The 20,804-nt window shown below is 75.0% G+C and carries 20 protein-coding genes and 1 pseudogene; 10 read left to right on the top strand and 11 right to left on the bottom strand.

All coding sequences use genetic code 11. The annotated features are described in order from the left end of the window. Window positions 1-26: 26 nt before the first annotated feature. The 3 genes from AFB00_RS14150 to AFB00_RS14140 all read left to right on the top strand — a co-directional run bounded on the left by AFB00_RS14150 (window position 27) and on the right by AFB00_RS14140 (window position 2,328). Entirely contained in the window at window positions 27-650 is a 624-nt protein-coding gene (locus tag AFB00_RS14150; RefSeq protein ID WP_068797625.1) for a LysE family translocator, read from the top strand. 92 nt (window positions 651-742) lie between these two features. Next, window positions 743-1,465: an ASCH domain-containing protein gene (locus tag AFB00_RS14145; protein WP_068797624.1), complete on the top strand. Its 723-nt coding sequence runs from the start codon at window positions 743-745 to the stop codon at window positions 1,463-1,465. Further along, entirely contained in the window at window positions 1,465-2,328 is an 864-nt protein-coding gene (locus AFB00_RS14140) for an aldo/keto reductase (RefSeq protein WP_068797623.1), read from the top strand. The genes AFB00_RS14145 and AFB00_RS14140 overlap by 1 nt, the downstream gene beginning before the upstream one ends. A gap of 119 nt (window positions 2,329-2,447) precedes the next feature. Here the strand turns inward: AFB00_RS14140 and AFB00_RS14135 are convergent, their stop codons facing one another. Together AFB00_RS14135 and AFB00_RS14130 are read right to left on the bottom strand one after the other, a co-directional pair. Next, window positions 2,448-3,383 (bottom strand): CPBP family intramembrane glutamic endopeptidase, encoded by a 936-nt coding sequence (locus AFB00_RS14135; protein ID WP_068797622.1) that lies wholly within the window; start codon window positions 3,381-3,383, stop codon window positions 2,448-2,450. Between the two features lie 85 nt (window positions 3,384-3,468). Further along, window positions 3,469-4,038: a TetR/AcrR family transcriptional regulator gene (locus AFB00_RS14130; RefSeq protein WP_068797621.1), complete on the bottom strand. Its 570-nt coding sequence runs from the start codon at window positions 4,036-4,038 to the stop codon at window positions 3,469-3,471. A 113-nt stretch (window positions 4,039-4,151) separates the two neighbouring features. Here AFB00_RS14130 and AFB00_RS14125 point away from each other — a divergent pair, with 113 nt between their 5' ends. Continuing rightward, a complete protein-coding gene (locus tag AFB00_RS14125; RefSeq protein WP_068797620.1) occupies window positions 4,152-4,559 on the top strand; it encodes a DUF4345 domain-containing protein in 408 nt (135 codons plus the stop codon). 144 nt (window positions 4,560-4,703) lie between these two features. On the opposite strand, the gene AFB00_RS14120 is transcribed toward AFB00_RS14125, so the two are convergent. From AFB00_RS14120 to AFB00_RS14100, 6 genes and pseudogenes are all read right to left on the bottom strand, one after another. Then, window positions 4,704-6,275, bottom strand: a complete 1,572-nt coding sequence (locus AFB00_RS14120; RefSeq protein ID WP_197519853.1) for an AMP-binding protein — start codon at window positions 6,273-6,275, stop codon at window positions 4,704-4,706. A 133-nt stretch (window positions 6,276-6,408) separates the two neighbouring features. After that, a complete protein-coding gene (locus AFB00_RS14115; protein WP_083276039.1) occupies window positions 6,409-6,849 on the bottom strand; it encodes a YbjN domain-containing protein in 441 nt (146 codons plus the stop codon). Window positions 6,850-6,887: 38 nt separating this feature from the next. Beyond that, a complete protein-coding gene (mshA, locus tag AFB00_RS14110; RefSeq protein ID WP_083275521.1) occupies window positions 6,888-8,174 on the bottom strand; it encodes a D-inositol-3-phosphate glycosyltransferase in 1,287 nt (428 codons plus the stop codon). After that, a complete protein-coding gene (locus AFB00_RS14105) occupies window positions 8,171-10,555 on the bottom strand; it encodes a hypothetical protein (protein ID WP_068797617.1) in 2,385 nt (794 codons plus the stop codon). Before AFB00_RS14105 ends, mshA begins: the two co-directional genes overlap by 4 nt. A gap of 101 nt (window positions 10,556-10,656) precedes the next feature. After that, window positions 10,657-10,791, bottom strand: a pseudogene (locus AFB00_RS36195) (hypothetical protein); the annotation flags it as partial. Window positions 10,792-10,970: 179 nt separating this feature from the next. Then, on the bottom strand, window positions 10,971-11,786 hold the full coding sequence (locus tag AFB00_RS14100; protein ID WP_231974382.1) for a DUF3027 domain-containing protein: 816 nt from the start codon (window positions 11,784-11,786) through the stop codon (window positions 10,971-10,973). A gap of 38 nt (window positions 11,787-11,824) precedes the next feature. Here AFB00_RS14100 and AFB00_RS14095 point away from each other — a divergent pair, with 38 nt between their 5' ends. The 3 genes from AFB00_RS14095 (at window position 11,825) to AFB00_RS14085 (ending at window position 14,731) form a co-directional block, all read left to right on the top strand. Further along, window positions 11,825-12,643, top strand: a complete 819-nt coding sequence (locus AFB00_RS14095; RefSeq protein WP_068797616.1) for a glutaminyl-peptide cyclotransferase — start codon at window positions 11,825-11,827, stop codon at window positions 12,641-12,643. 91 nt (window positions 12,644-12,734) lie between these two features. Further along, complete coding sequence (locus tag AFB00_RS14090; RefSeq protein ID WP_068797615.1) at window positions 12,735-14,210, top strand: MFS transporter; 1,476 nt, start codon at window positions 12,735-12,737, stop codon at window positions 14,208-14,210. Between the two features lie 17 nt (window positions 14,211-14,227). Then, window positions 14,228-14,731: a DUF2771 family protein gene (locus AFB00_RS14085; protein WP_197519852.1), complete on the top strand. Its 504-nt coding sequence runs from the start codon at window positions 14,228-14,230 to the stop codon at window positions 14,729-14,731. Between the two features lie 10 nt (window positions 14,732-14,741). Here the strand turns inward: AFB00_RS14085 and AFB00_RS14080 are convergent, their stop codons facing one another. The 3 genes from AFB00_RS14080 to AFB00_RS14070 form a co-directional block, all read right to left on the bottom strand. Continuing rightward, window positions 14,742-15,683: an MsnO8 family LLM class oxidoreductase gene (locus AFB00_RS14080; protein ID WP_068800303.1), complete on the bottom strand. Its 942-nt coding sequence runs from the start codon at window positions 15,681-15,683 to the stop codon at window positions 14,742-14,744. A gap of 49 nt (window positions 15,684-15,732) precedes the next feature. Beyond that, complete coding sequence (locus AFB00_RS14075) at window positions 15,733-16,119, bottom strand: cold-shock protein (RefSeq protein WP_068797613.1); 387 nt, start codon at window positions 16,117-16,119, stop codon at window positions 15,733-15,735. 106 nt (window positions 16,120-16,225) lie between these two features. After that, entirely contained in the window at window positions 16,226-17,881 is a 1,656-nt protein-coding gene (locus tag AFB00_RS14070; protein WP_068797612.1) for an AMP-binding protein, read from the bottom strand. 166 nt (window positions 17,882-18,047) lie between these two features. Between AFB00_RS14070 and AFB00_RS31885 the strand changes: the two genes are divergently transcribed. From AFB00_RS31885 to AFB00_RS14055, 3 genes are read left to right on the top strand one after another with little or no spacing between them, the layout of a single operon-like run. Then, window positions 18,048-18,644, top strand: a complete 597-nt coding sequence (locus AFB00_RS31885) for a TetR/AcrR family transcriptional regulator (RefSeq protein ID WP_197519851.1) — start codon at window positions 18,048-18,050, stop codon at window positions 18,642-18,644. Next, complete coding sequence (locus AFB00_RS14060; protein WP_068797611.1) at window positions 18,641-19,822, top strand: oxygenase MpaB family protein; 1,182 nt, start codon at window positions 18,641-18,643, stop codon at window positions 19,820-19,822. Before AFB00_RS31885 ends, AFB00_RS14060 begins: the two co-directional genes overlap by 4 nt. A 43-nt stretch (window positions 19,823-19,865) precedes the next feature. Beyond that, a complete protein-coding gene (locus AFB00_RS14055) occupies window positions 19,866-20,801 on the top strand; it encodes an SDR family oxidoreductase (protein WP_068797610.1) in 936 nt (311 codons plus the stop codon). Window positions 20,802-20,804 lie beyond the last annotated feature (3 nt).

Genomic DNA, 20,804 nt, shown 5'->3' with positions numbered 1-20,804 from the left:
GACCCCCTGAGCGTTATCGTCGCGCCGTGACGTGGTCCTCGTACGGCGTGTACGTGCTCATCTCGATCAGCCTGGTGCTCGCGCCCGGCCCGGACACCTTCGTCGTCCTGCGGGCGGCGCTGGCCGGCGGCCGGGCCCACGGCGTCCTCAGCGCCGCGGGGGTCTTCACCGCCAGCGCCGCCCAGGGGGTGGCGGCGGCGTTCGGGCTCGGCCTGCTCGTCGTGCAGTCGCAGACCGCGTTCACCGTGGTGCGCTGGCTGGGCGTCGCCTACCTGACGTACCTGGGGCTGCGGGCGGTCCGGGCGGCCGTGCGCGGGCGGTACGGCCCGCTCGGCGGACCGTCGCCCGACGGTGCGGCCGGCCGCACGTTCGCGGCCGGGTTCCTCTGCAACATCACCAACCCGAAGATCCTCGTCATGTACGTCTCGGTGCTCCCGCAGTTCCTGGACCCGCAGCGGGCGACCGTGGCCGACGCGCTGCTGCTCGCCCTCACCGTCGCGGTCGTGGGCACGTGCTGGCTGATCGGGCTCGCACTGGCCGCCGTGCGGATGCGCGGATGGCTGTCGAGCCGCCGGGCGCGGCGGAGCCTCGACGCGGTCGCCGGGACGGCGTTCCTCGGCTTCGGCGGTGCCATGGCACTGAACGGCTGAGGCCCGGCGCGTTCCGCGGAACGCGGACGTCGCGTGACGCCCCGGACGAAAACGGCTGGACGCGGCCGGGCCCGCGGCTAGCCTCCGGCACCGTGCTGACCCCACCGGAACGACGGCTCGTCGAGGCCGCGACGGCCACCCTGCGTACCGCCCACCGTTCCGCGGACCACACGGTCGCCGCGGCCGTGCTCGACTCCGGCGGCGCCGTCCACACCGGTGTGAACGTCTTCCACTTCACCGGCGGGCCGTGCGCCGAGCCCGTCGCCGTCGGTCAGGCGGTCGCCGCGCCCGGGGTCCGGTTGCCGCTCCTCCGCGTCGTGGCCGTGCACGAGCGCGGCGTGATCGCCCCGTGTGGCCGCTGCCGCCAGATCCTGTTCGACCTCTACCCGGAGATCCGGGCCGTCGTGCGGACCGCGAACGGCCTGGCCGCGGTGCCCGTCCGCGATCTGCTGCCCTACGTCTTCGACCAGCGTGCGCTCGAACCGGGCGTCCCGCAGGAGCTGCACGTGTGGGAGGGATACCTCGACGCCGTCCGGTCCGGCGCCAAGACGAGCACCGTGCGCGTGGACGATCCCGCCACCGCCGGGCCGTGCCGTCTCCGGTTCGACCACGCGGACACCGGCACCACGACCGTCGAACCGGTGGACGTCACCGACGTCGTCGGGTGCACCGTGCGCGACCTGACCGAGGACGACGCCCGCCGCGACGGCTTCGCCGATCTCGCCGCCCTGCGGCGGGCGCTGGCCGGGCACTATCCCGGCATCGACGACGACACACCGGTCGACGTGATCCGTTTCCGCAGGTCGGTGGCCTGATGACGACCGCGGGCCACCCGTCGCTCGGTCGTCAGGGTTTCGGCGCGATGCGCCTGCGCGAGCACGCGGCCGGCGGTCCCGACCGCGACCCGGTCGCCGTCGTCGACGCGGTGCTCGATGCGGGCGTGACGATGATCGACACGGCGGACATGTACGGCAACGAGGATCTCGTCGGCCGTGCCATCGCCCGGCGCCGGGACGAGGTCCTGCTCGCCGGCAAGTTCGGGGTCGTCTGGGACGACTCGCTGCCCGGCGGCTACGGGATCCGGGCGGATTCGGAGTACGTGCGCCGGGCGTGTGAGGCCAGCCTCCGGCGCCTCGGGACCGATCACATCGAGCTCTACTACCTGCACCACCGCAGTACGACGACGCCGATCGAGGAGACGGTGCAGGCGATGGCCCGCCTGGTCGAGCAGGGTGCGATCGGGGCGATCGGTCTCTCGAACGTGACGGCCGAGGATCTCCGGCGCGCCCATGCCGTCCATCCGGTCGCCGCGTTGCAGGAGCAGTGGTCGCTGGCCGAACGCGGCATCGAACGCGATCTCGTTCCCGTGGCCGCGGAGCTCGGCGTCCCCCTCGTCGCGCACTCGCCGACAGCGCACGGCGTCCTGCACGCAGCGCAGGAGAGCGGCTCCGGTGGGCACGTCGCCCTGCGGGAGATCGCTTCGGCACACGGCGTCACGGTCGGGCAGGTCGCGATCGCCTGGGTACACAGCCGGGCGGCGACGCACGGTGTCGACGTCGTGCCGCTGCCCGGGAGCACGAGCGCGGACCACGTCAGGGCGAACGTCGCGGCCGGGGACATCCGGCTGGGGCCGGCCGAGCTGGACCGGCTGACCGCCGTCTGGGCGCCGGGGGACTGACGCGGTCCGACACGTCCCGTCCTGCGCCTGCCGCCGCGACACCGCGTTCCGCGGAACGCGGACCGGCCTGCGCCGGGTCCGGGCTGCTCGCGTCCCGGGCCCGTGCGCGGTCGGCTCCGTCACCACCTGCCGCCGCGGATGGATGCGGCCCGGCGACGGCGCTCGAGGAGCCAGACCGCCCCGAGGACCAGCAGGTGGAACGGCACGAGCGTGAGCACCAGGGCCATCGAGTCACCGCCCGCCCCGGCACTGCGGTCGACCACCACACCGGCCCCGCCGGACGTGAGGGTGGCCAGTCCGAAGAGGACCACGTTGTTGGCGACGTGGAACGCGATCGGCGTCTCCAGACCCCGCGTCACGACGGCCAGCAGGCCCATCGCCAGACCGATCCACACCGTGTAGCCGATCATCCACGGGTCGGTCGCGAAGTGGATAGCGCCGAACAACACCGAGGACACCGCGAGCCCGGCGACGACGGCCGTCGCGGGCGTGCGGAACCACGCGCCGACCGCGGGCCCGACGACCCCGCGGAAGAGCACCTCCTCGGCGGCGGCGGCCAGCGGCATCGTCAGCACGGTGACGACCAGCAGCGTGACCGCCGGAGTGTCGAACCGGACCTCGCCGTAGCCGCCCGGGACCGTCAGGGCGGTCGTCAGTACGGCGACGACGAACACCGGCGCCAGCGCCATCACCGTCACGGCCAGGCGCCGCCAGGAGAACGACCGCCCGGTCGCGAGCACCGCCCGCCACGGGACCCGGCCGACGACGTGCACCGCGACCAGCGTCAGCGGGACGAGCAGGCCGAGCGCGAGGTTGGCGGCGAGCAGCATCACCGGGTGCCCGACCAGCCGGACCGGGTCCTGCTCGCCGGTGACCGCCGACAGCACGGGCAGCACGACCGCCGCGGGCAGGAACTGCAGCACGAGCATGGCCGCGAGCAGACCGGGGACCAGGACGAGCGTCCGCCGTCGCTGCAGGTCCAGGTGTGCGAAGAACGGGCGCGCGGTATCGGTCTGCGCGCCACGTGCGTGGGATCCGACGGTCGAGGTGGACATGTCGTCTGCTCCTGCTCGTGTCGTTCGGGTGGATCGCCGTACCGGCGCCACCGAAGCTACGAGCTATAGGTAAGAACTACAACCTTTAGGAAGACGACGGCCAGGCCCGGAGTGCGCGGTCGAGGGCGTCGAGCGTCCGGACCCAGGACGTCTCGACCAGGTCCGGGGGATCGAACGCACCCGAACCGGACAGGCCGAGGAACCCGCTCAGCGTGGCGGCGACGAAGCGCATCGCGTGCGCGAGCTCGGCCTCGTCGATCCCGTAGCCCCGCAGCACCGCGACCGTCAGCCCGGCCAGCCGGACGATCTCGGCCGACCCGGCGTCCACCGGCGTCACGGGCCGGTTCAGCGCCGCCCACGCGCCCGGCCGCTCCCGGGCGTAGGACCGGTGGGCGTCGGCGAGACCGGTCAGCGCGGCCCGCTCCGAGCGGCCGGCGACCGCGTCCGCGACACGGTGCCCCAGCTCGCCCGTCGCCATCCGGTGCACCCCGGCCAGCAGCGCCGCCCGGTCGCGGACGTGGGCGTACAGGCTGGCGGGCTTGACCCCCAGCTCGCGGGCGACGGCGGAGACCGTCACCGCGTCGTACCCGTCACGGTCGGCGAGCACCGCCGCGGCCTCGACGACGGTGGTGGGCCCCAGGTTCGCACGCGGCATCGGCGCAGCCTACAAGCCGTAGCCCGGCACCTACACCCTCGCGACGGGGCGCGCCGCCCGGCTGTACGGCACGTGGCTTCCCGCCCTCGCTCTCGCCTGCCAGGATCGGCCGCATGCCAGCTCTACGAGCAGTAGGACGCGTGATCGGGTGGGCCTGCGTCGCGATCGGCGGACTTCAACTGGTCGGCGGGGCCCGGGTGGAGCCGGGAATGACCACCGACCCCACCGTCGACTCGCACGTCCGCTTCATGGGCCCGGTCTTCGCCGGTTACGGAATCGCCTGGCTCGACGCCGCCGACCACCCGAGCATCAGCCGTATGCGGCTCCTGGCCGGGCTCATGCTCCTCGGAGGTGCCGGACGGCTGGCGACCCGCGCGACGCTGGGCCGCCCGCACCGGTTCCACGACGCCCTGCTCGCCGTGGAGGTCGCTGTGCCGGTCGTCGTGGAGGCAGCCGGGTACCGCCATCGCCGGGCGACCCGGCGGTCACCCGCCCTGCGGCCGACGCCGGTTCCGCACTGACGGTCCGCACCGTCCGCCGACGCCGGACCACCAGGCTCGTGGCTGCCGGTCCGCGGGCCGCCCGCGACGCCCACGGACAGCCCGGGACGGCGCCGTCCCCCGCGTTCTCGCAGGTCACGGCGCCGTACCGGGCGTCCGGGCGGGTCAGGCCTTCTCGTTCTCCCGGGCCCGCAGGTCCTTGCGCAGGATCTTCCCCGACGCCGACTTCGGGATCTGCTCGATGAACTCGACGACCCGCACCTTCTTGTGCGGCGCCACCCGCTCCGCGACGAACGCCTTGACCTCGTCCTCGGTCAGGTCGTCCCCGCCCGCCTGGGTCACCACGAACGCCTTCGGGACCTCCTCGCCGTCGGCGTCCTTGACCCCGATGACCGCCGTGTCGGCGATCTTGTCGTGGGTCAGCAGCAGGGCCTCCAGCTCGGCCGGCGGCACCTGGTAGCCCTTGTACTTGATCAGCTCCTTGACCCGGTCGACGATCGAGTACACGCCCTCGGAGTCCACGACGGCGATGTCACCGGTGTGCAGGTAGCCGTCGGCGTCCTTGGTGGCGTCGGTCGCGTCGCTGTTGTTGAGGTACCCGACCATCACGTTCGGGCCCTTCACCCACAGCTCGCCGCGCTCGCCGACACCGGCCTCCGCGCCGGTCTCCGGGTCGACCAGCTTGCACTCGATGTTCGGCAGCGCGAAGCCCGAGGAGTTCAGGTCGAGGTCACCGCGGTCGTCGGGCATGCAGTGGCTGACCGGGGACAGCTCGGTCATGCCGTAGCCCTGCAGCACGGTGCAGTCGAGCCGCTTGGCCACGGCCCGGCCCAGCTCGCCGTCCAGCGGGGCGGCACCGGAGAACACCGTCTTCACCGACGACAGGTCGTAGGAGTCGACGACCGGGTGCTTGGCCAGCGCCACCGCGACCGGCGGGGCGATGTAGAGCCGGTCGACGGCGTACTCCTGGGTGATCCGCAGGAACTGCTCCAGGTCGAACTTCGGCATGGTGACGACGGTGGCGCGGGCGTGCAGCCCCTGGTTCATCATCACGGTCATGCCGTAGATGTGGAAGAACGGCAGGAACGCCATGATCTTCGTGCTGCTGTCCACGTCGCCCATGACCCGGATCTGCAGCAGGTTCGCCACCAGGTTGCGGTGGGTGAGGATCACGCCCTTGGCCAGCCCGGTCGTCCCCGAGGAGTAGGGCAGCACGGCGGTGTCGGACGCCGTCGTCGTGAGCTCGGGCGCCGGGGCCCCGGTGGAGACGAGATCGGCCAGCGAGTCGTGGCCCTCGACCGCGTCGATCGTCAGGACGGCGTCGGCGGACAGTCCCGCCTCGCTCGCCCCGGCCACCGCGCGGTCCAGGAACGGCGAGACGGTGATCAGCATCCGGGCGCCGGAGTCGGTCAGCTGGTGCGCCAGCTCGCCACCGGTGTACATCGAGTTGGCGCTGGTGACGACGGCGTTCGCGCGCAGGATCCCGTGGAACAGCGCCGCCCACTGCGGCAGGTTCGGCGCGAACAGGGCGACCACGTCGCCCTTCCCGATCCCGCGGGCGGCCAGTCCCCCGGCGATGCGCTCGGACAGGGCGTGGAACTCCGCGTAGCTCAGCTGGTCGCCGGTGGTCCCGTCGAGGAAGGCGGGCGCGTCGGCGCGGTCACCGAACCCGTCGGCGAACAGGAACTCGGTCAGCGAGACGTCGGGGATCTCGACGTCCGGGTACGGGCTGCGCATCGACAAGGCTTCGCTCCTTCGCGAGGTCCACATCGGGGACCGGGCGCCGGCAGGGGCCGCCCGGTGGTCGCCGGACATGCTAAGGGCATCGGGGCACGGCGCGCCGGGTGCGTGGCGAAAAGTTACCCGCGGGTCACCCGTCGAGCAGGTGCTCGAACGCCGCGAGGTTCGCCGTCGACTCGCCGTTGCGGGTCCGCCAGGCGTGCTCGCGCCGGATCGAGGAGGCGAAGCCGAGCTCCAGGAAGGTGTTGAAGTCGCCGTCGGCGGCCTCCAGCACGGCGCCGAGCACCCGGTCGAGCTCCTCGGCGGTCACCGCGTGCCGCGGGATCCGGCCGACCAGGTGGATGTCACCGACCCGGTCCAGGCAGTAGTGCACGCCGTAGAGCCGGGCGTTGCGCAGCAGCATGAACCGGTGCACGCCGTCGTGGTTCTCGTCGGGATGACGACAGACGAACGCCTGCACGGCGAGGGTCTGCTCGCGGGCCAGCAGCCAGGTCTGGGTCTGCAGCCGGGCCTGCCCGGGCAGCGTCACCAGCCACTGCCCCGGCCCACGGTGCACGTGCTCGACGTCCATGCCGGCCAGCGCGGCGCCCAGCACCGGATCCAGCTCGCTCACGCGCCCCGCCGTTCCCGCACCCGGAACTCCGACCGGGCCTCGTCGTAGGCGCCCAGCAGGGCGTCGGTCGTGCGGTCCCAGGAGAACCGGCGCGCGTGCTCGGCGGCCGCGGCGGCCATCCGCTCCCGGCGGGCGGGATCGGGCACCAGCTCGCCCAGCGCGTCCGCCCAGTCGGAGATGTCGTGCCCGGTCACCAGCAGCCCGGACCGCCCCTCGGCGACGGCGACCGGCAGTCCGCCCACCCGGCTGGCGACGACCGGGGTACCGCAGGCCTGCGCCTCCAGCGCGACCAGGCCGAAGGACTCGTTGTGGCTGGGGACGACGACGAGGTCCGCCGCCCGGTAGACGGTCACCAGCTCGTCCCCGCCGCGCGGCGGCAGGAACCGGACGACGTCGGTGATCCCCAGCTCGGCGGCCAGCTCGTGCAGCGAGGTCGGCTCGGCCAGCCCCGACCCGGACGGGCCGCCCGCGACCAGCACGACCAGCCGCTCGCGCAGCGACGGGGTGCGGGCGAGCAGCTCGGCGGCGGCGCGCAGCAGCACGTCGGGGGCCTTGAGCCGCTGGATGCGGCCGACGAAGGCGAGCACCACCGACCCGGGCGCCACGTCCAGCGCGGCCCGGGCCGCGGCCCGGTCGCCCGGCCGGAACCGGTCGGTGTCCACCCCCGGCGGGATCGTGACGGTGCGGTGCGGGTCGGCGTCGTAGAGGTCCATCAGCTGCTTGGCCTCGATCTCGGTGTTCGCGACGAGCCGGTCCGCCTCCGCGACGACCTGGTCCTCCCCGATCACCCTGGCCCGTGGCTCCGGGGTGTCGCCCACCGCCAGCGCCGCGTTCTTGACCTTGGCCAGGGTGTGCGCGGAGTGCACCAGCGGCACCCCCCAGCGGTCCCTGGCCAGCCACCCGACCTGGCCGGAGAGCCAGTAGTGGGAGTGCACGACGTCGTACCAGCCGGGGTCGCGCCGGGCCTCGGCCCGCAGCACGCCCGCGGTGAACGCGCACATCTGGCTGGGCAGGTCGTCCTTGCCGAGGCCCTCGTAGGGACCGGCCGCGACGAACCGGACCGTCGCCCCCGGCGCCAGCTCGACCGTCGGCGGCTGCTCCGACGACGTCGCCCGGGTGAAGATCTCCACCTCGACCCCGCGGCGGGCCATCCGGAGCGCGGTCTGGGCGACGTAGACGTTCATCCCGCCGGCGTCGCCGGTGCCGGGCTGCTCGGTCGGGGACGTGTGCACGGAGAGCACCGCCACCCGGCGCGGGAGCGCGGTCGGGCCGTCGGACGTCACGATCTCATCCTGACACGCCGCACCGAGCCGAGCGCAGCGACCAGGGCCCGCAGCGGGTCCGAGGCGTGCCAGTGACCGGCCGCGTCCGGCCATGCGGGGAGGGTGACCGCGGCGCCGCTGTCGAGGTCCACGACCAGCCGCTCGTGCAGCCGCAGCTCGCCGGCCGGGGGCTCGGCACCGAGCGCCTGGCAGGTCGCCGCGATCTCCGGCAGTGCGGTCCAGTCCACCGGTTCGCCCGCGCCGCGCACGGTGCCGGTGACCCGGTCCGACGCGAGCGGCAGGTCGAGCAGCTCGGCCAGCGTCGCCGGGTCGGTCCCGGCCGGGACGGCCGGGGTGTCCCCGAGCGCCGGCAGCACCCACGGCGCGTCGAGGACGACGGCGCGGTCCGCCGGCCCGAGCGCGCCGGTCACCGTCCGGACGTGCTCGGGCAGGTCCAGGTCCTCGGGGTCGAACGCACCGGCGGCGCAGGCCCGCGCGAGCGCGGCGTGCGCGCTCCCCGCGACGTGGCCGGGGACCGCCCGCTCCGGATCGGCCAGCCGGTCGAGCAGCTCGACGGCCTCGTCTGCGCCGGTGACCGCGAGCCCGCTGCGCACGCCGATCGCGGCGAGCACGGCGTCGTCGACCCCGTCCTGCGGCGGGACCGGGTCGTAGAGCCCGGCCAGCGAGGACGCCGACCGCAGCCGCCAGGCCGACGGCAGCCGCCCGCCGATGCGCACGTGCCGGCCCAGCCACCACGCGGTGTAGCCGGTGAGCATCGCGGCCCGGCACTCCCGGTCGGCGGCGAGCACCGCGAGGGCCGCGGGCCAGGAGCGGTCGTCGACGAGATCGAGATCGCGGACCGCGACCCCCTCGGCCGGGCCGTCGTGCACGCCGTCGGCTGCGTGGTCGGCTGCGTGGTCGGCGTAGAGCTCGCCGTCGTGCAGCTCGTCCGGGTCGAACGCGACGACCGTGAACCGGTCCAGCACCCCGGCCGCGACCAGGGCGCCGGTCCCGGCGTCGAGCCACCGGGCGTCGAGCACCCCGACCGGGGCGTCCGGGTCGAGCAGGTCCCGGACGGCCGCACCGGGCAGGACGAGATCGTCGGCGCGGGCCGGGGCCCCGGTGTCGTCGGTCAGCGCCAGGGCGCCGAACCGGGCGTCGCGTTCCGCGGACGGCCGGTCCAGCAGCGCGAGGACCGCCCGGGCCAGCGGCTCGGTGTCGAGTCCCGCGTCGGCGTCGTCCAGCGAGCCGGCGACCGCGTCGTGCAGGGCCGGTGCGGCGAGCAGGGTCTCCCGGTCGGCGTCGGTGGCGCCGAGCCGGCGCAGCAGCGGGTGCCCGGCGTCCGGGTGCACGATCCGCAGTCCGGGCACCGCGGGCACGTCGGCCCCGGCGAGCAGCACCGACGCCGGGCCCGGGACCAGCCGCCCGTCGGTCAGCGGGACCGGCAGCGCACCCAGCTCGGCCGCGAGACCCGGCACCGCGGAGACCGCCGGGGCCAGCAGGTCGTACAGCTCCCGCCACCACGACGGAGCCGCCTCGACCCCGGTGAGCCGCTCGGTCAGTGCGGCGGGCCCGAGCCGCTCGACGTCGAGCCCGGCCGGGGCCCGTACCCCGGAGCCGACCAGGCGGCCGAACGCCGGGTCCGCGCGGGCCAGGAGCTCCGGGAGCCCGTCCGGCACCGCGCCCGATCCGCCGAGGTCGATCCACTCGGCCCGGTCCGGGGCCAGCGGGTCCCGCCCGGCCGCGGGCAGCCACGGGGTGCGGGCCAGTTCCGCGGCCACCGCGTCGCGCAGCCGCCCGTCCAGCGGTGAGCGCGGGAACGCCGGCTCCGGCACCAGCGCCGTGCGCTCCGCCGGGGCGACCGCACCGACGAGCAGCGCGTACGCCGACGCCGCCGCGGCGACGAGCCCGGCGGTCCCGGGATCCTCGGCCCGGATCCGGCGGCGGTCCGGGTCCAGCGGGAACGGGGCGATCAGCCGGGCCGGCAGCGACAGCTGCTCCGCGCTCGGGGTCGGGGCGTGCAGCACCTCGCCGGCGTCGGGCCCGAGCGGGGCGGGACGGCCGTCGGTGACGGGCAGCGCCCAGCGGGCCCGGGCGTCGCCGGCCACCAGGAACTCGCGGTCGCCGATCCGCACGCCGCCACCGGGCAGCTCGGTGCGGGCGACGGTGACCGACCCGATCTCGACCCGGTCCAGGGCGGGCAGCGCCAGCAGCAGGTCCGCACACGCCGCGGCCAGTTCGCCGAGCAGCGCCGTCGGGTCCGCGCCGTCCGGGCGCAGCCGCACCTCGGTGCCGAATCCGTCCGGTGGCGGGTCCTCCTGCACCGGCCAGACCAGGCGCAGGACCGGTACCCGGGGATCGCGGTCCAGCTCGGCGGCCGCGGCACCGCCGAGCGCCCGCACCTCGTCCGCGGTGCGCTCCGCAGAGAACCCGACGCCGTCACCAGGCGGGGCGCGGAGCAGACCGCGAGCACCGCGGCGAAGCCGACGCCGAACCGGCCGGTCGCCCCGGCCGCGTCCCGCTTGGCCGAGGCCCGCAGCGCGGCGAGCGCCGCGACGCCGGCCGCGTCCAGCGGCGTGCCGGTGTTCGCGATCCGCAGCTCCCCGCCGGTGACGACGGCCCGGACCCGGCCGGGCACCCCGGCCGCGACCGCGGCGTCGGCCGCGTTCTGCAGCAGCTCGGCGACCCAGGTACCGGCGTACCCGCCGCGGAGCAGGTCGTCCTCGGTGTTGACGTCCTCCCGGAACCGCGTCGGCGACGACGACCAGGCCGCGAGGACGCCCGCCCGGAGCGCCGCGGTGCCGAACCGATCGGCGCTCAGGACCCCGGGCCGACCGGTTCGAGGTCCACGCCGTCGTCGTAGACCAGTGCGGACACGTGCACCGGGGAGCCCGCGGTCTCGGCGACCGAGGAGTGCGCGCCGCAGCCGAACCCGACCGCGACCACCCAGGCGTCCGCCGGGGACGACGAGTTGGCGCACACCCCGAACGCACCCCGCAGCGCACCGGCCAGCGGCACCCGGAACCCGCAGGTCCCGCAGGACGCCGGCGCCGCGCGGGCCAGCTCGGCGTCCGGGCCGTGCTCGCCGTCGAGCCAGCGCTCGGCGGCGGCCGCCCGGCCCTGGGGCGACAGCACCCGCTCCCGGCCGAGCCCGACCTCCCGGGCCAGCGCGTCGACGTCCGGGTCGCCGGAGCCGGTGTACCCCGGCACCAGCCGCAGGTCGTCCGGCGAGCTGGGGAGCAGGTCGCCGGGGCGCAGGTCCTCGGGCCGGACCCGCTGGTCCCACGGCAGCCACTGCGGCGCGACGAGCGCGGTGTCCCCGGGCAGCAGCACCGACTCCGAGACGGTGACCGGTTCGTCGGAACCGGCGCTGGCCACGGTGACCGCCCAGCGCCAGCCCCGGTAGCCGGGCAGCTCCGCGGCGAAGGAGTGGGTCACCGACCCGTCGTCCTCGGCGGACGCGCCCAGGTGCACGCCGACCGCGGCGGACGCGGCCCGGTCGCCCAGCTCGCCGGCGGACTCGTCGACGGCGGCGGCCCTGGCGAGATCGACGGCGGCGAACAGCTCGGGCGGTGCCGCACGGGGCGCGGCGGGTGCGGGGCTGGTCGCTGCCTGGTCCTCACCTGCGGTCACCTCGACAGTGTGCCACCGGGCTACGGCATGCTGGGGCGGTGCCCGTCCGTTCCGCTCCCGCGCGCCGCCCGGCGGGCCTGCTGGTGCCGCTGGTCCTGGTGCTGGTCGCCTGCGGGGCCACCGTGCCCGCCCAGCGGGCGACCGCCGATCCCGGCGCCGTCCCGGTCGTCGCGCCGCAGGTGCTCGGCGAGATCCCGCACGACCCCGAGGCGTTCACCCAGGGCCTCGAGCTGCGCGACGGGACGCTCTACGAGGGCACCGGCCGGGTCGGCGAGTCCGAGCTGCGGGCGCTCGACCCGGACACCGGCGCGGTGCGGTCGGCGAGCCCGCTGCCGGAGGCGTACTTCGGCGAGGGGATCACCGTCGTCGGTGACCGGATCTGGCAGCTGACCTGGACCGACGGTGTCGCCGTCGAGCGGGACCGGGCGACCCTGGAGCCGCTGCGCGAGGTCGCGGTGGACGGCGAGGGCTGGGGCCTGTGCCAGTCCGCGCCGGACCGGGTCGTCCGCTCCGACGGCACCGACACCCTGCACTTCCACGACCCGGCCGACCTGGCGCCCACCGGCTCCGTCGCGGTCACCCTGGACGGCTCGCCGCTGGGCGAGCTGAACGAGCTGGAGTGCGTCGGGAACCGGGTCTGGGCGAACGTCTGGAAGACCGACCGGATCGTGCGGATCGACCCGGCGACCGGCGTCGTGGACGCCGTCGTCGACGCGGCCGGGCTGCTCCCCGCCGACCGGCGCGCCGGGGCCGACGTGCTCAACGGCATCGCGCACGTGTCCGGGGACGAGTACCTGCTCACCGGGAAGCTGTGGCCGACGACGTTCCGGGTCCGGCTGCCGGTCCCCGCCGCCTGAGCCCCTCCGGCTCTCGTCCGCCCGGGTGATGACGCGCCCGGGTGTGGCCCGACACGGCGAAACCGTCGGGGGCACTCTGCACAATGGTGGCGTGGCAGGGAACTCGTTCCGGCGCTCCGGCACCGACCCGCGGACGACGCCGATCGCGTCGGACGCGTCGTTGCGGTCCGGCACCACGACCGAGGAACCGCCGCCCGCCCGGCCCCGCGGGCCCCGCAAGCTCACCGTGACCCGGGTCGCCGGGCACCGCGTCCGGGAGCTGAGCGGCCGCGCGGTCGGCCTGTTCCGGCGGGCCGCCACGGCCGACGGGGCGGACCGCTCCGGGCTCACCGCGCTCACCTACGCCACGATGCTCACCTACGCGCTGGACGCGGCGGTCGCCGTCGCGCTGGCGAACACGCTGTTCTTCGCCGCGGCCACGGCCGAGTCGAAGGCGAACGTGGCGCTCTACCTGGCGATCACCGTGGCACCGTTCGCGCTGGTCGCCCCGGTGATCGGCCCCGCGCTGGACCGGCTGCAGCGCGGCCGGCGGATCGCGATGGCGGTGTCCTGCGCCGGGCGGACGGTGCTCGCCGTCGTGCTCGTGTTCCAGCTCGAGACCTGGCTGCTGTACCCGGCCGCGCTCGGCATCATGGTGCTGAGCAAGTCCTTCCTGGTGCTCAAGGCCGCGGTGACCCCGCGGGTGCTGCCCTCCTCGATCACCCTGGCGACCACGAACTCCCGGCTGACGACGTTCGGGATGGCCGCGGGCGGGGTGGCCGGTGCGGTCGCCGGTGGCGCCGCCTTCCTGCTCGGCTCGCCGGGGGCGCTGTGGTGGGTGGCCGGGCTCGGCGTCGTCGGCGCGGTGCTGTGCCTGCGGATCCCGCGGTGGGTCGAGTCCACGGCCGGCGAGGTCCCGGCCGCGGTCCCGGCGAGCCGTCCCGGTGCCAGGGCCCGGGTGCCGGCGAGCCGCTCGGTGCTCGTCGCGCTGTGGGGCACCAGCGCGGTCCGGGTGCTGACCGGCTTCCTCACACTGTTCGTCGCGTTCGTGGTGAAGGCCGGTGCCGAGCAGGCCCCGGCCGGGGACCCGGCCGCCCAGCTGTTCGTGATCGGCCTGGTCGGCGCCGCCGCCGGGACGGGGCTGTTCCTCGGCAACGCGATCGGTGCGCGGAGCCGGTTCGACCGGGTCGAGCCGGTGGTGCTGGCCGCGGCCGGTGCCGCGCTGCTGGCCGCGACGGCGGCGGCGATCGTGCCCGGGGTCCCGGCCGCGGTGGTGACCGCGCTGGTGGCGTCGACGGCGAGCGCGCTGGCGAAGGTCTGCCTGGACGCGGTGGTCCAGCGTGACCTGCCCGAGCACGCGCGGGCCTCGGCGTTCGGGCGGTCGGAGACGGTGCTGCAGCTGGCCTGGGTGCTCGGCGGGGCGATCGGCGTGCTCGCCCCGCACGACACGTTCCGCACCGGTTTCGTCGTGGTCGCCGCCGTCGTCGCGGTGTTCGCGCTGCAGACGGCGCTGATCCGGCGCGGCGGGACGCTGGTGCCGGGGCTCGGCGTGCGCCGGGCACCGGTCCCCGAGCCCGGGCTGCGCTGAACCGTAGGGTGGTCGTCGTGACCACCCGCCCCCGGCGGCCCGGGATCGTGATCGCCGGGCTGCTCGCCGCCGCCGCGTTCCTGCTCGCCGGTTGCGGCGGCGCCGCCCCGAACGTCGTCTTCGACGTCGGCGGCACCGCCCTCACCGCCGCGCCCACCCAGTTCTGCGACAACCGCATGGAGAGCTGCGAGGACGACCCGAACGCCCGGGTCACCACGGCCGTGCCGCCCGGGGCCCCGATCCGGATCACGGTGCCCGAGGAGGTCTCCTCCGGCCCGTGGCAGGTCAGCTACGCCTTCGCCCGCGACGGCGAACCGGCGCCGCTGCAGCAGCGCAGCGAGATCGCCCCGGCCGGGGAGCGCACCGAGTTCACCCTGGAGCTGCCCCGCCCGGACGACCGGCTCGTCACCGCCCAGGTGCAGCTGTTCGGCCCGGCGCCGTCGATCGACCCGCAGAGCCAGCAGCTGCAGTTCCCGGTCCGGGCCACCTGGGTGCTCGTCGGCGAGGGCACCCCGGCCTGAGCCCGGGCCCCTATCCGGCCGGGAGCACGCCGAGCAGGCGGGCCACGGCCTCGTCGGAGGCGGCCAGCGCGTCCCGGTCCCAGGTCGAGGAGCTGATCATCAGCTCGTCGGCACCGGTCCGGGCGGCGAGATCGTCGAGGTGCTCGGCGACCGTGTCCTCGTCCCCGGCGATCGTGCGGGACAGCGCGGCGTCGAGGACCTCGCGCCGGCGGCCGGTCACCCGGCGTTCCGGTGCCGGCGGCTCCAGCGGCGGGAACTCGCCGGTGGACCTGGCCACCGCGAGCGCCCACGCCTCCGGCAGCGCCAGGTCCGGATGCCCGACGAGCACGTCGGCCGACACCACCAGCCGGGCCGCGGCACCGGCCCTGGCCCGGTAGTCCTCGAGCGCGGCGCGGTCGTCCAGCGCCGGGCCGCCGACGACGACCGGCAGCCCCAGGTCACCGGCGATCCGCAGCCCGGCCCCGGTGGCCAGCAGGAACACCGGCACCGGCTGCTCGACGCGGGGCCGCACGGTGACCGGCGCCGTGCCGTCGAGGTAGGACCGCAGCTCCTCGACGTCGGCACGGAACCCGTCGTCGCCGGACTCCGTGGCCCGCAGCGCCCGCCGGACCGGGCCGGTGAACCCCGGCGAGCGGCCGAGCCCGAGATCGATCCGGCCCGGGTGCAGCGCGGCGAGCAGCGCGATCTGCTCGGCCACCACCACCGGCCGGTGGTTGGGCAGCATGATCCCGCCGGACCCGACGCGGATGCTCCCGGTCGCCGCGGCGACCGCCGTCATCAGGACCGGCGGGCTGCTGGACGCGATCCCGGGCACCGCGTGGTGCTCGGCGACCCAGAACCGGTGGTAGCCGAGCCGTTCCGCCCGACGCGCCCGCTCGACGGTGTGCCGGACCGCGGCCGAGTCGGGTTCCCCGGCCCGGGTCCGCGTCCGGTCCAGCAGCGAGAGGTGCACGACCGGCACAACGCCACGGGCGCCACCGGCATTTCGGCCGGGGCGCCGGTCAGCCGTCGAGGTCCCGGGCGACCGCGCGGACGACCTCCGCCGCCAGCTTGCAGGTCTTGCGGTCGGGGTAGCGGCCGTGCCGCAACGCCGGCTGGATCTTGCTGTCCAGCAACCGCATCATGTCCTCGACGAGGCCGTGCAGCTCCTCGGCCGGGCGGCGCGTGTTCTCCACGGCCGACGCCTGCTTTTCGACCACGCTGACCGAGAGCGCCTGCGGGCCACGACGGCCCTCGGCCATGCCGAACTCGACCCGCTGGCCGGACTTGAGCGCCTCCACGCCGGACGGCAACGCCGCCTTACGCACGTAGACGTCCTCACCGCCGTCCTGGGAGAGGAAGCCGAAGCCCTTCTCCGCGTCGTACCACTTCACCCTGCCGGTGGGCACCGCGTCCCTCGATTCCTGCGCTTGTTCCATGCACGACGAACGCGCCCGGGAAGCCGGTGGCTCCCGGACGCGCCGTCGTCATCGTACCGTGCGGTAGCGCCCTCGGTCAGGGATTCCGGGGCCGGTCGGGCGTGGCCGCGCCGAGCAGCGCCGGGGACTTCTCCCGCATCTCGACCTTGCGGACCTTCCCGGTCACCGTCATCGGGAACTCCTCGACGACCAGCACGTAGCGCGGGATCTTGTAGTGCGCGAGCTTCCCGGTCGCGAACTCCCGCACCGCGTCCGCGGTCAGGGCCGCGGCGCCCTCGCGGAGGATCACCCAGGCGCACAGCTCCTCGCCGTAGCGCTCGTCCGGGACGCCGACGACCTGCGCGTCCACGATGTCGGGATGGGTGTAGAGGAACTCCTCGATCTCCCGCGGGTACACGTTCTCGCCGCCGCGGATGACCATGTCCTTGATCCGGCCGGTGATGGTGACGTAGCCGTCGTCGTCCATCACCGCGAGGTCGCCGGTGTGCATCCAGCGGGCCCGGTCGATCACCTCGGCGGTCTTCTCCGGCTGGTCCCAGTAGCCGAGCATCACCGAGTAGCCGCGGGTGCACAGCTCACCGGCAGCGCCACGGGGCACCGTCGCGCCGGTCTCCGGGTCGACGACCTTGACCTCCAGGTGCGGGTGCACCCGGCCGACGGTGGCGACCCGGCGGTCCAGCGAGTCGTCGGCCCTGGTCTGGGTGGACACCGGGCTGGTCTCGGTCATGCCGTAGCAGATCGTCACCTCGGTCATGCCCATCCGCTCCACGACCTGCTTCATCACCTCGACCGGGCAGGGCGAGCCGGCCATGATCCCGGTGCGCAGGCTGGACAGGTCGTAGGAGCCGAAGTCCGGGTCGTTGAGCTCGGCGATGAACATCGTCGGGACGCCGTAGAGCGAGGTGCAGCGTTCCTGCTCGACCGCGCGCAGGGTCGCTTTCGGGTCGAAGCCCTGGGCCGGGATGACCATCGTCGCACCGTTGGTGGTGCAGCCGAGGTTGCCCATGACCATGCCGAAGCAGTGGTAGAAGGGCACCGGGATGCACACCCGGTCGGCCTCGGTGTAGCCGCAGAGGCGGCCGACGTAGTAGCCGTTGTTGAGGATGTTGTGGTGCGAGAGCGTCGCGCCCTTGGGGAACCCGGTGGTCCCGGAGGTGTACTGGACGTTGATCGGGTCGTCCGCGGTGAGCGAGGCCTGCACCCGGTCCAGCCGGTCGTGGTCCGGGGCGGCGCCGCCGGCGGCCAGCGCGTCCCACTCCGGTGAGCCGGTGATGACCACCCGCCGCAGGTCCGGGCAGTTGCCGCGGACGTCGGCGATCATCGCCGCGTAGTCCGAGGTCTTGAACTCCCGGGCCGAGACCAGCGTGGAGATCCCGGCCTGGCGGAGCACGAACTCCAGCTCGTGCGTCCGGTAGGAGGGGTTGATGTTCACCAGGACGACGCCGAGCTTCGCGGTCGCGTACTGGGTCAGCGTCCACTCGGCCGTGTTCGGCGACCAGATGCCGAGCCGGTCGCCCGTGGTGACACCGGCGTCGAGCAGACCGCAGGCCAGCGTGTCGACGGCGTCGCGCAGCTCGGCGTAGGTCCAGCGGCGGCCGGTGGCGACCTCGACCAGCGCGTCGTTGTCCGGGAACCTCGCCGCGGTCCGGTCCAGGTTGTCCCCGATGGTGTCGCCGAGCAGTGGGGTGTCGGAGACCCCCGAGGCGTACGACGGGACGGCGGGTGAGGTCACGGCGGTGTTCTCCTCGGCGAGTCACGGCGGTCACGGCCAGTCCCGACATCCTCGCCCCGGCCGTGCGCGCTGCCAACCGTCCCGGCGGACGGGATCCGTGCCACGAACCGGTGGTCCCGGACCGCGCGACAGCGGCGGCCGATAATTCTGTACTACAGTACGAATTGTGGACGGACGCCGTCATCGCAGCGCACGGACCCGTGCCGCCCTGCTGGACGCTGCCGTCGAGATCATCTGCACCGACGGCGTCGCCGCCGTGACCCAGCGCGCGGTGGCGGCCAGGGCCGGGACGTCGCTCGCCTCCACGACCTACCACTTCCGCACCGCCGAGGACCTGCTCGTCGCCGCCTTCGAGCTGACCAGCACCCGCACGATCGCCGACATGCGCCGGATGGGCCGGGCGGCGGCCGAGGGCCGGATCGGGCTGCTCGACGCGGCCACCGCCATCGTGGGCCGTGCGCCCTACGGCGAGCGTCTCCCGCCGGACGGGGTCATCCAGCTGACCCTCGCGGCGGTCCACAACCCGCGACTGCGACCGGTCGCCGACGGGTTCGTCGAGGAGCTCGCCGGACTGCTGGCACCGCTGCTGCCGGCCCCGGACCACGCGGGCACCCTCGCCCGGGCGCTCTCCGGCCTGATCCTGCACGAGATGGCCCGCGGCGCCGGGGAACCCACGGAGACGGTGCGCGTGGACGTCGCACGGCTCTTCGCGGCCTTCGGCATCACCGACGTCCACCGGGACGAGACCCAGGAGGGTCCATGAGTACCACCGCGCACTGGCCGACCGCGCGATCCGGCCGGTCCGCCGTGCTCGCCCAGTTCGGCGAGGGCCGCGCCGACCTCATGCAGTGGGCCCTCACCACCGCCGACCCGCTCGCCGACGCCGTCGTCACCGAGATGCACGAGATCGGGATGCCGGTCGCGCGGCCACTGCTCGCGCAGGGACTGCGGGACGGTCTCGCCACCCTCGCGGACCCGCCGCCCGCGCTCGCCGCACTGCTGACCGCGGTCGAGAGTCCGCCCGGCTACGTCGACGACGACCTGCTCGACGAGCTGTCCCGTCCCTACTTCAGCTCCCCGGCCCCGGTGCACATCGTCTCGCTGAGCGCCGGGGCGCTGGTCCGGGTGTACGAGTCGCCCTCCATCGCGAAGGTCCTCTCCACCACCGGGCGGCTCGTCGACCGGGCCGACAGGCGCCTCACCGAGACCGGGACCTGGCTGACCCTGGCCATGCTCCCCGGCAACCTGCGCCGCGGCCGTCCCGGGTACGTCGCCACGCTCGAGGTCCGCATGCTGCACGCGCACATGCGCAGGCTCGCTCTCGACCGCGGGTACGACAGCGCCGCCGACGGGGTCCCGATCAACCAGGTCGACCTCGCACGGACCTGGATGGACTTCACCCTGACCTCCTACACCGCGGAGGAGCTGCTCGGCTTCGGACTCACCGGGCGTGAACTGGACGGCCTGTACCGCTACTGGTGGTACCTCGGCCATCTGCTCGGCATCGACGCGCGGCTCGTCGAGGGGATCACCGGCAACGACGCCGCCCGCCGGGTCGACGACGTGCTGCAGACCGTCACCGGGCCGGTGTCCGACGACTCCGCCCGGCTCGCCGACGCGACGCTGAACTCGATCTCGGCCCTGCTCCGGGACATGTTCGGGGTACCGGCGCGGGCGTCCCGGCCGGTGCTCGACGCCATCACCCGGCGCATCCACGGCACCCCGATGAGCCAGGATCTGCGGATCCGCCCCGCCCCGGTCGCCGGCGCCCTGCTGCGTCCGGCCGTCACGGGCCTCCGGCAGGCCCGCGCGAGGCGGCGCCGCTCGCCCGAGCGGTGGCGGGCCGCCGTCGACGCCACGATCTCGGCCGAACGCGAACGCGCGGCCGCCGGCGGGGATCCGACCGCCTACGAGCGCGGGGCGACCGGCTCCGCCGACTGACCCACCGATCCGGACCGCACCCCCGACGACGGGAGACCACCCGATGCCCCGCACCATCGACATCACCCTGCCCGACCTCACCGGGCGGCTCGCCGTCGTCACCGGAGCCAGCGACGGCATCGGGTTCGTGATCGCCCGGCGGCTCGCGGAGGCCGGGGCCGAGCTGATCCTGCCGGTGCGCAACCCCGCCAAGGGTGAGCATGCGGTCGGGCGCATCCGTGGCCACGTCCCCGGCGCGACGATCACCACCCGTCCGCTCGACCTGGCCTCGCTCGAGTCCGTCGCCGCGTTCGCCGGGACCGTCGTGACCGAGGGCCGGCCGGTGCACATCCTGGTGAACAACGCCGGCCTGATGAACCCGCCGGCCCGGCACACCACCCGGGACGGCTTCGAGGTGCAGTTCGGCACCAACCATCTCGGGCACGTCGCGCTCACCCACGGGCTGCTCCCGGTGCTGAGGGAGGGGCGGGCCCGGGTCACGAACCAGTCCAGCGTCTCGGCCCGCAGCGGCTCGATCAACTGGGACGACCCGAACTGGGAGTCGAGCTACGACGTCGGCAGGGCCTACAGCCAGTCCAAGATCGCCACCGGGCTGTTCGGCCGGGAACTCGACGCCCGCAGCCTCGCGGGCGGGTGGGGCATCACCAGCACCCTGTGCCACCCCGGCGTGTCCCCGACGAACCTGCTCGCCGCGCAGCCGGGACTCGGACGCAGCCGGGACACCGTGGCGGTCCGCATGATCCGGCTGATGTCCCGGATCGGGCTGGTCGGCACCGTCGAGTCCGCCGCACTGCCGGCGCTGCTCGCCGCCACCGGCCCCGACTCCCAGCGCGGGCGGTTCTTCGGCCCGGGCGGACCCGGCGGCGTCGGCGGTGCCCCCGGTGAGCAGAAGCTGTGGGGGCCCCTGCAGAGCACCGACGACGCCCACCGGCTGTGGGAACTCTCCGAGCGGCTGCTCGACCTGCAGTTCCCGGCCTGATCC

Origin of the sequence: Pseudonocardia sp. HH130630-07 (assembly GCF_001698125.1) — a bacterium.
Classification (GTDB): domain Bacteria; phylum Actinomycetota; class Actinomycetes; order Mycobacteriales; family Pseudonocardiaceae; genus Pseudonocardia.
Note: the sequence above shows the minus strand (reverse complement) of the source record. Positions and strands in the feature narration are given on the sequence as shown.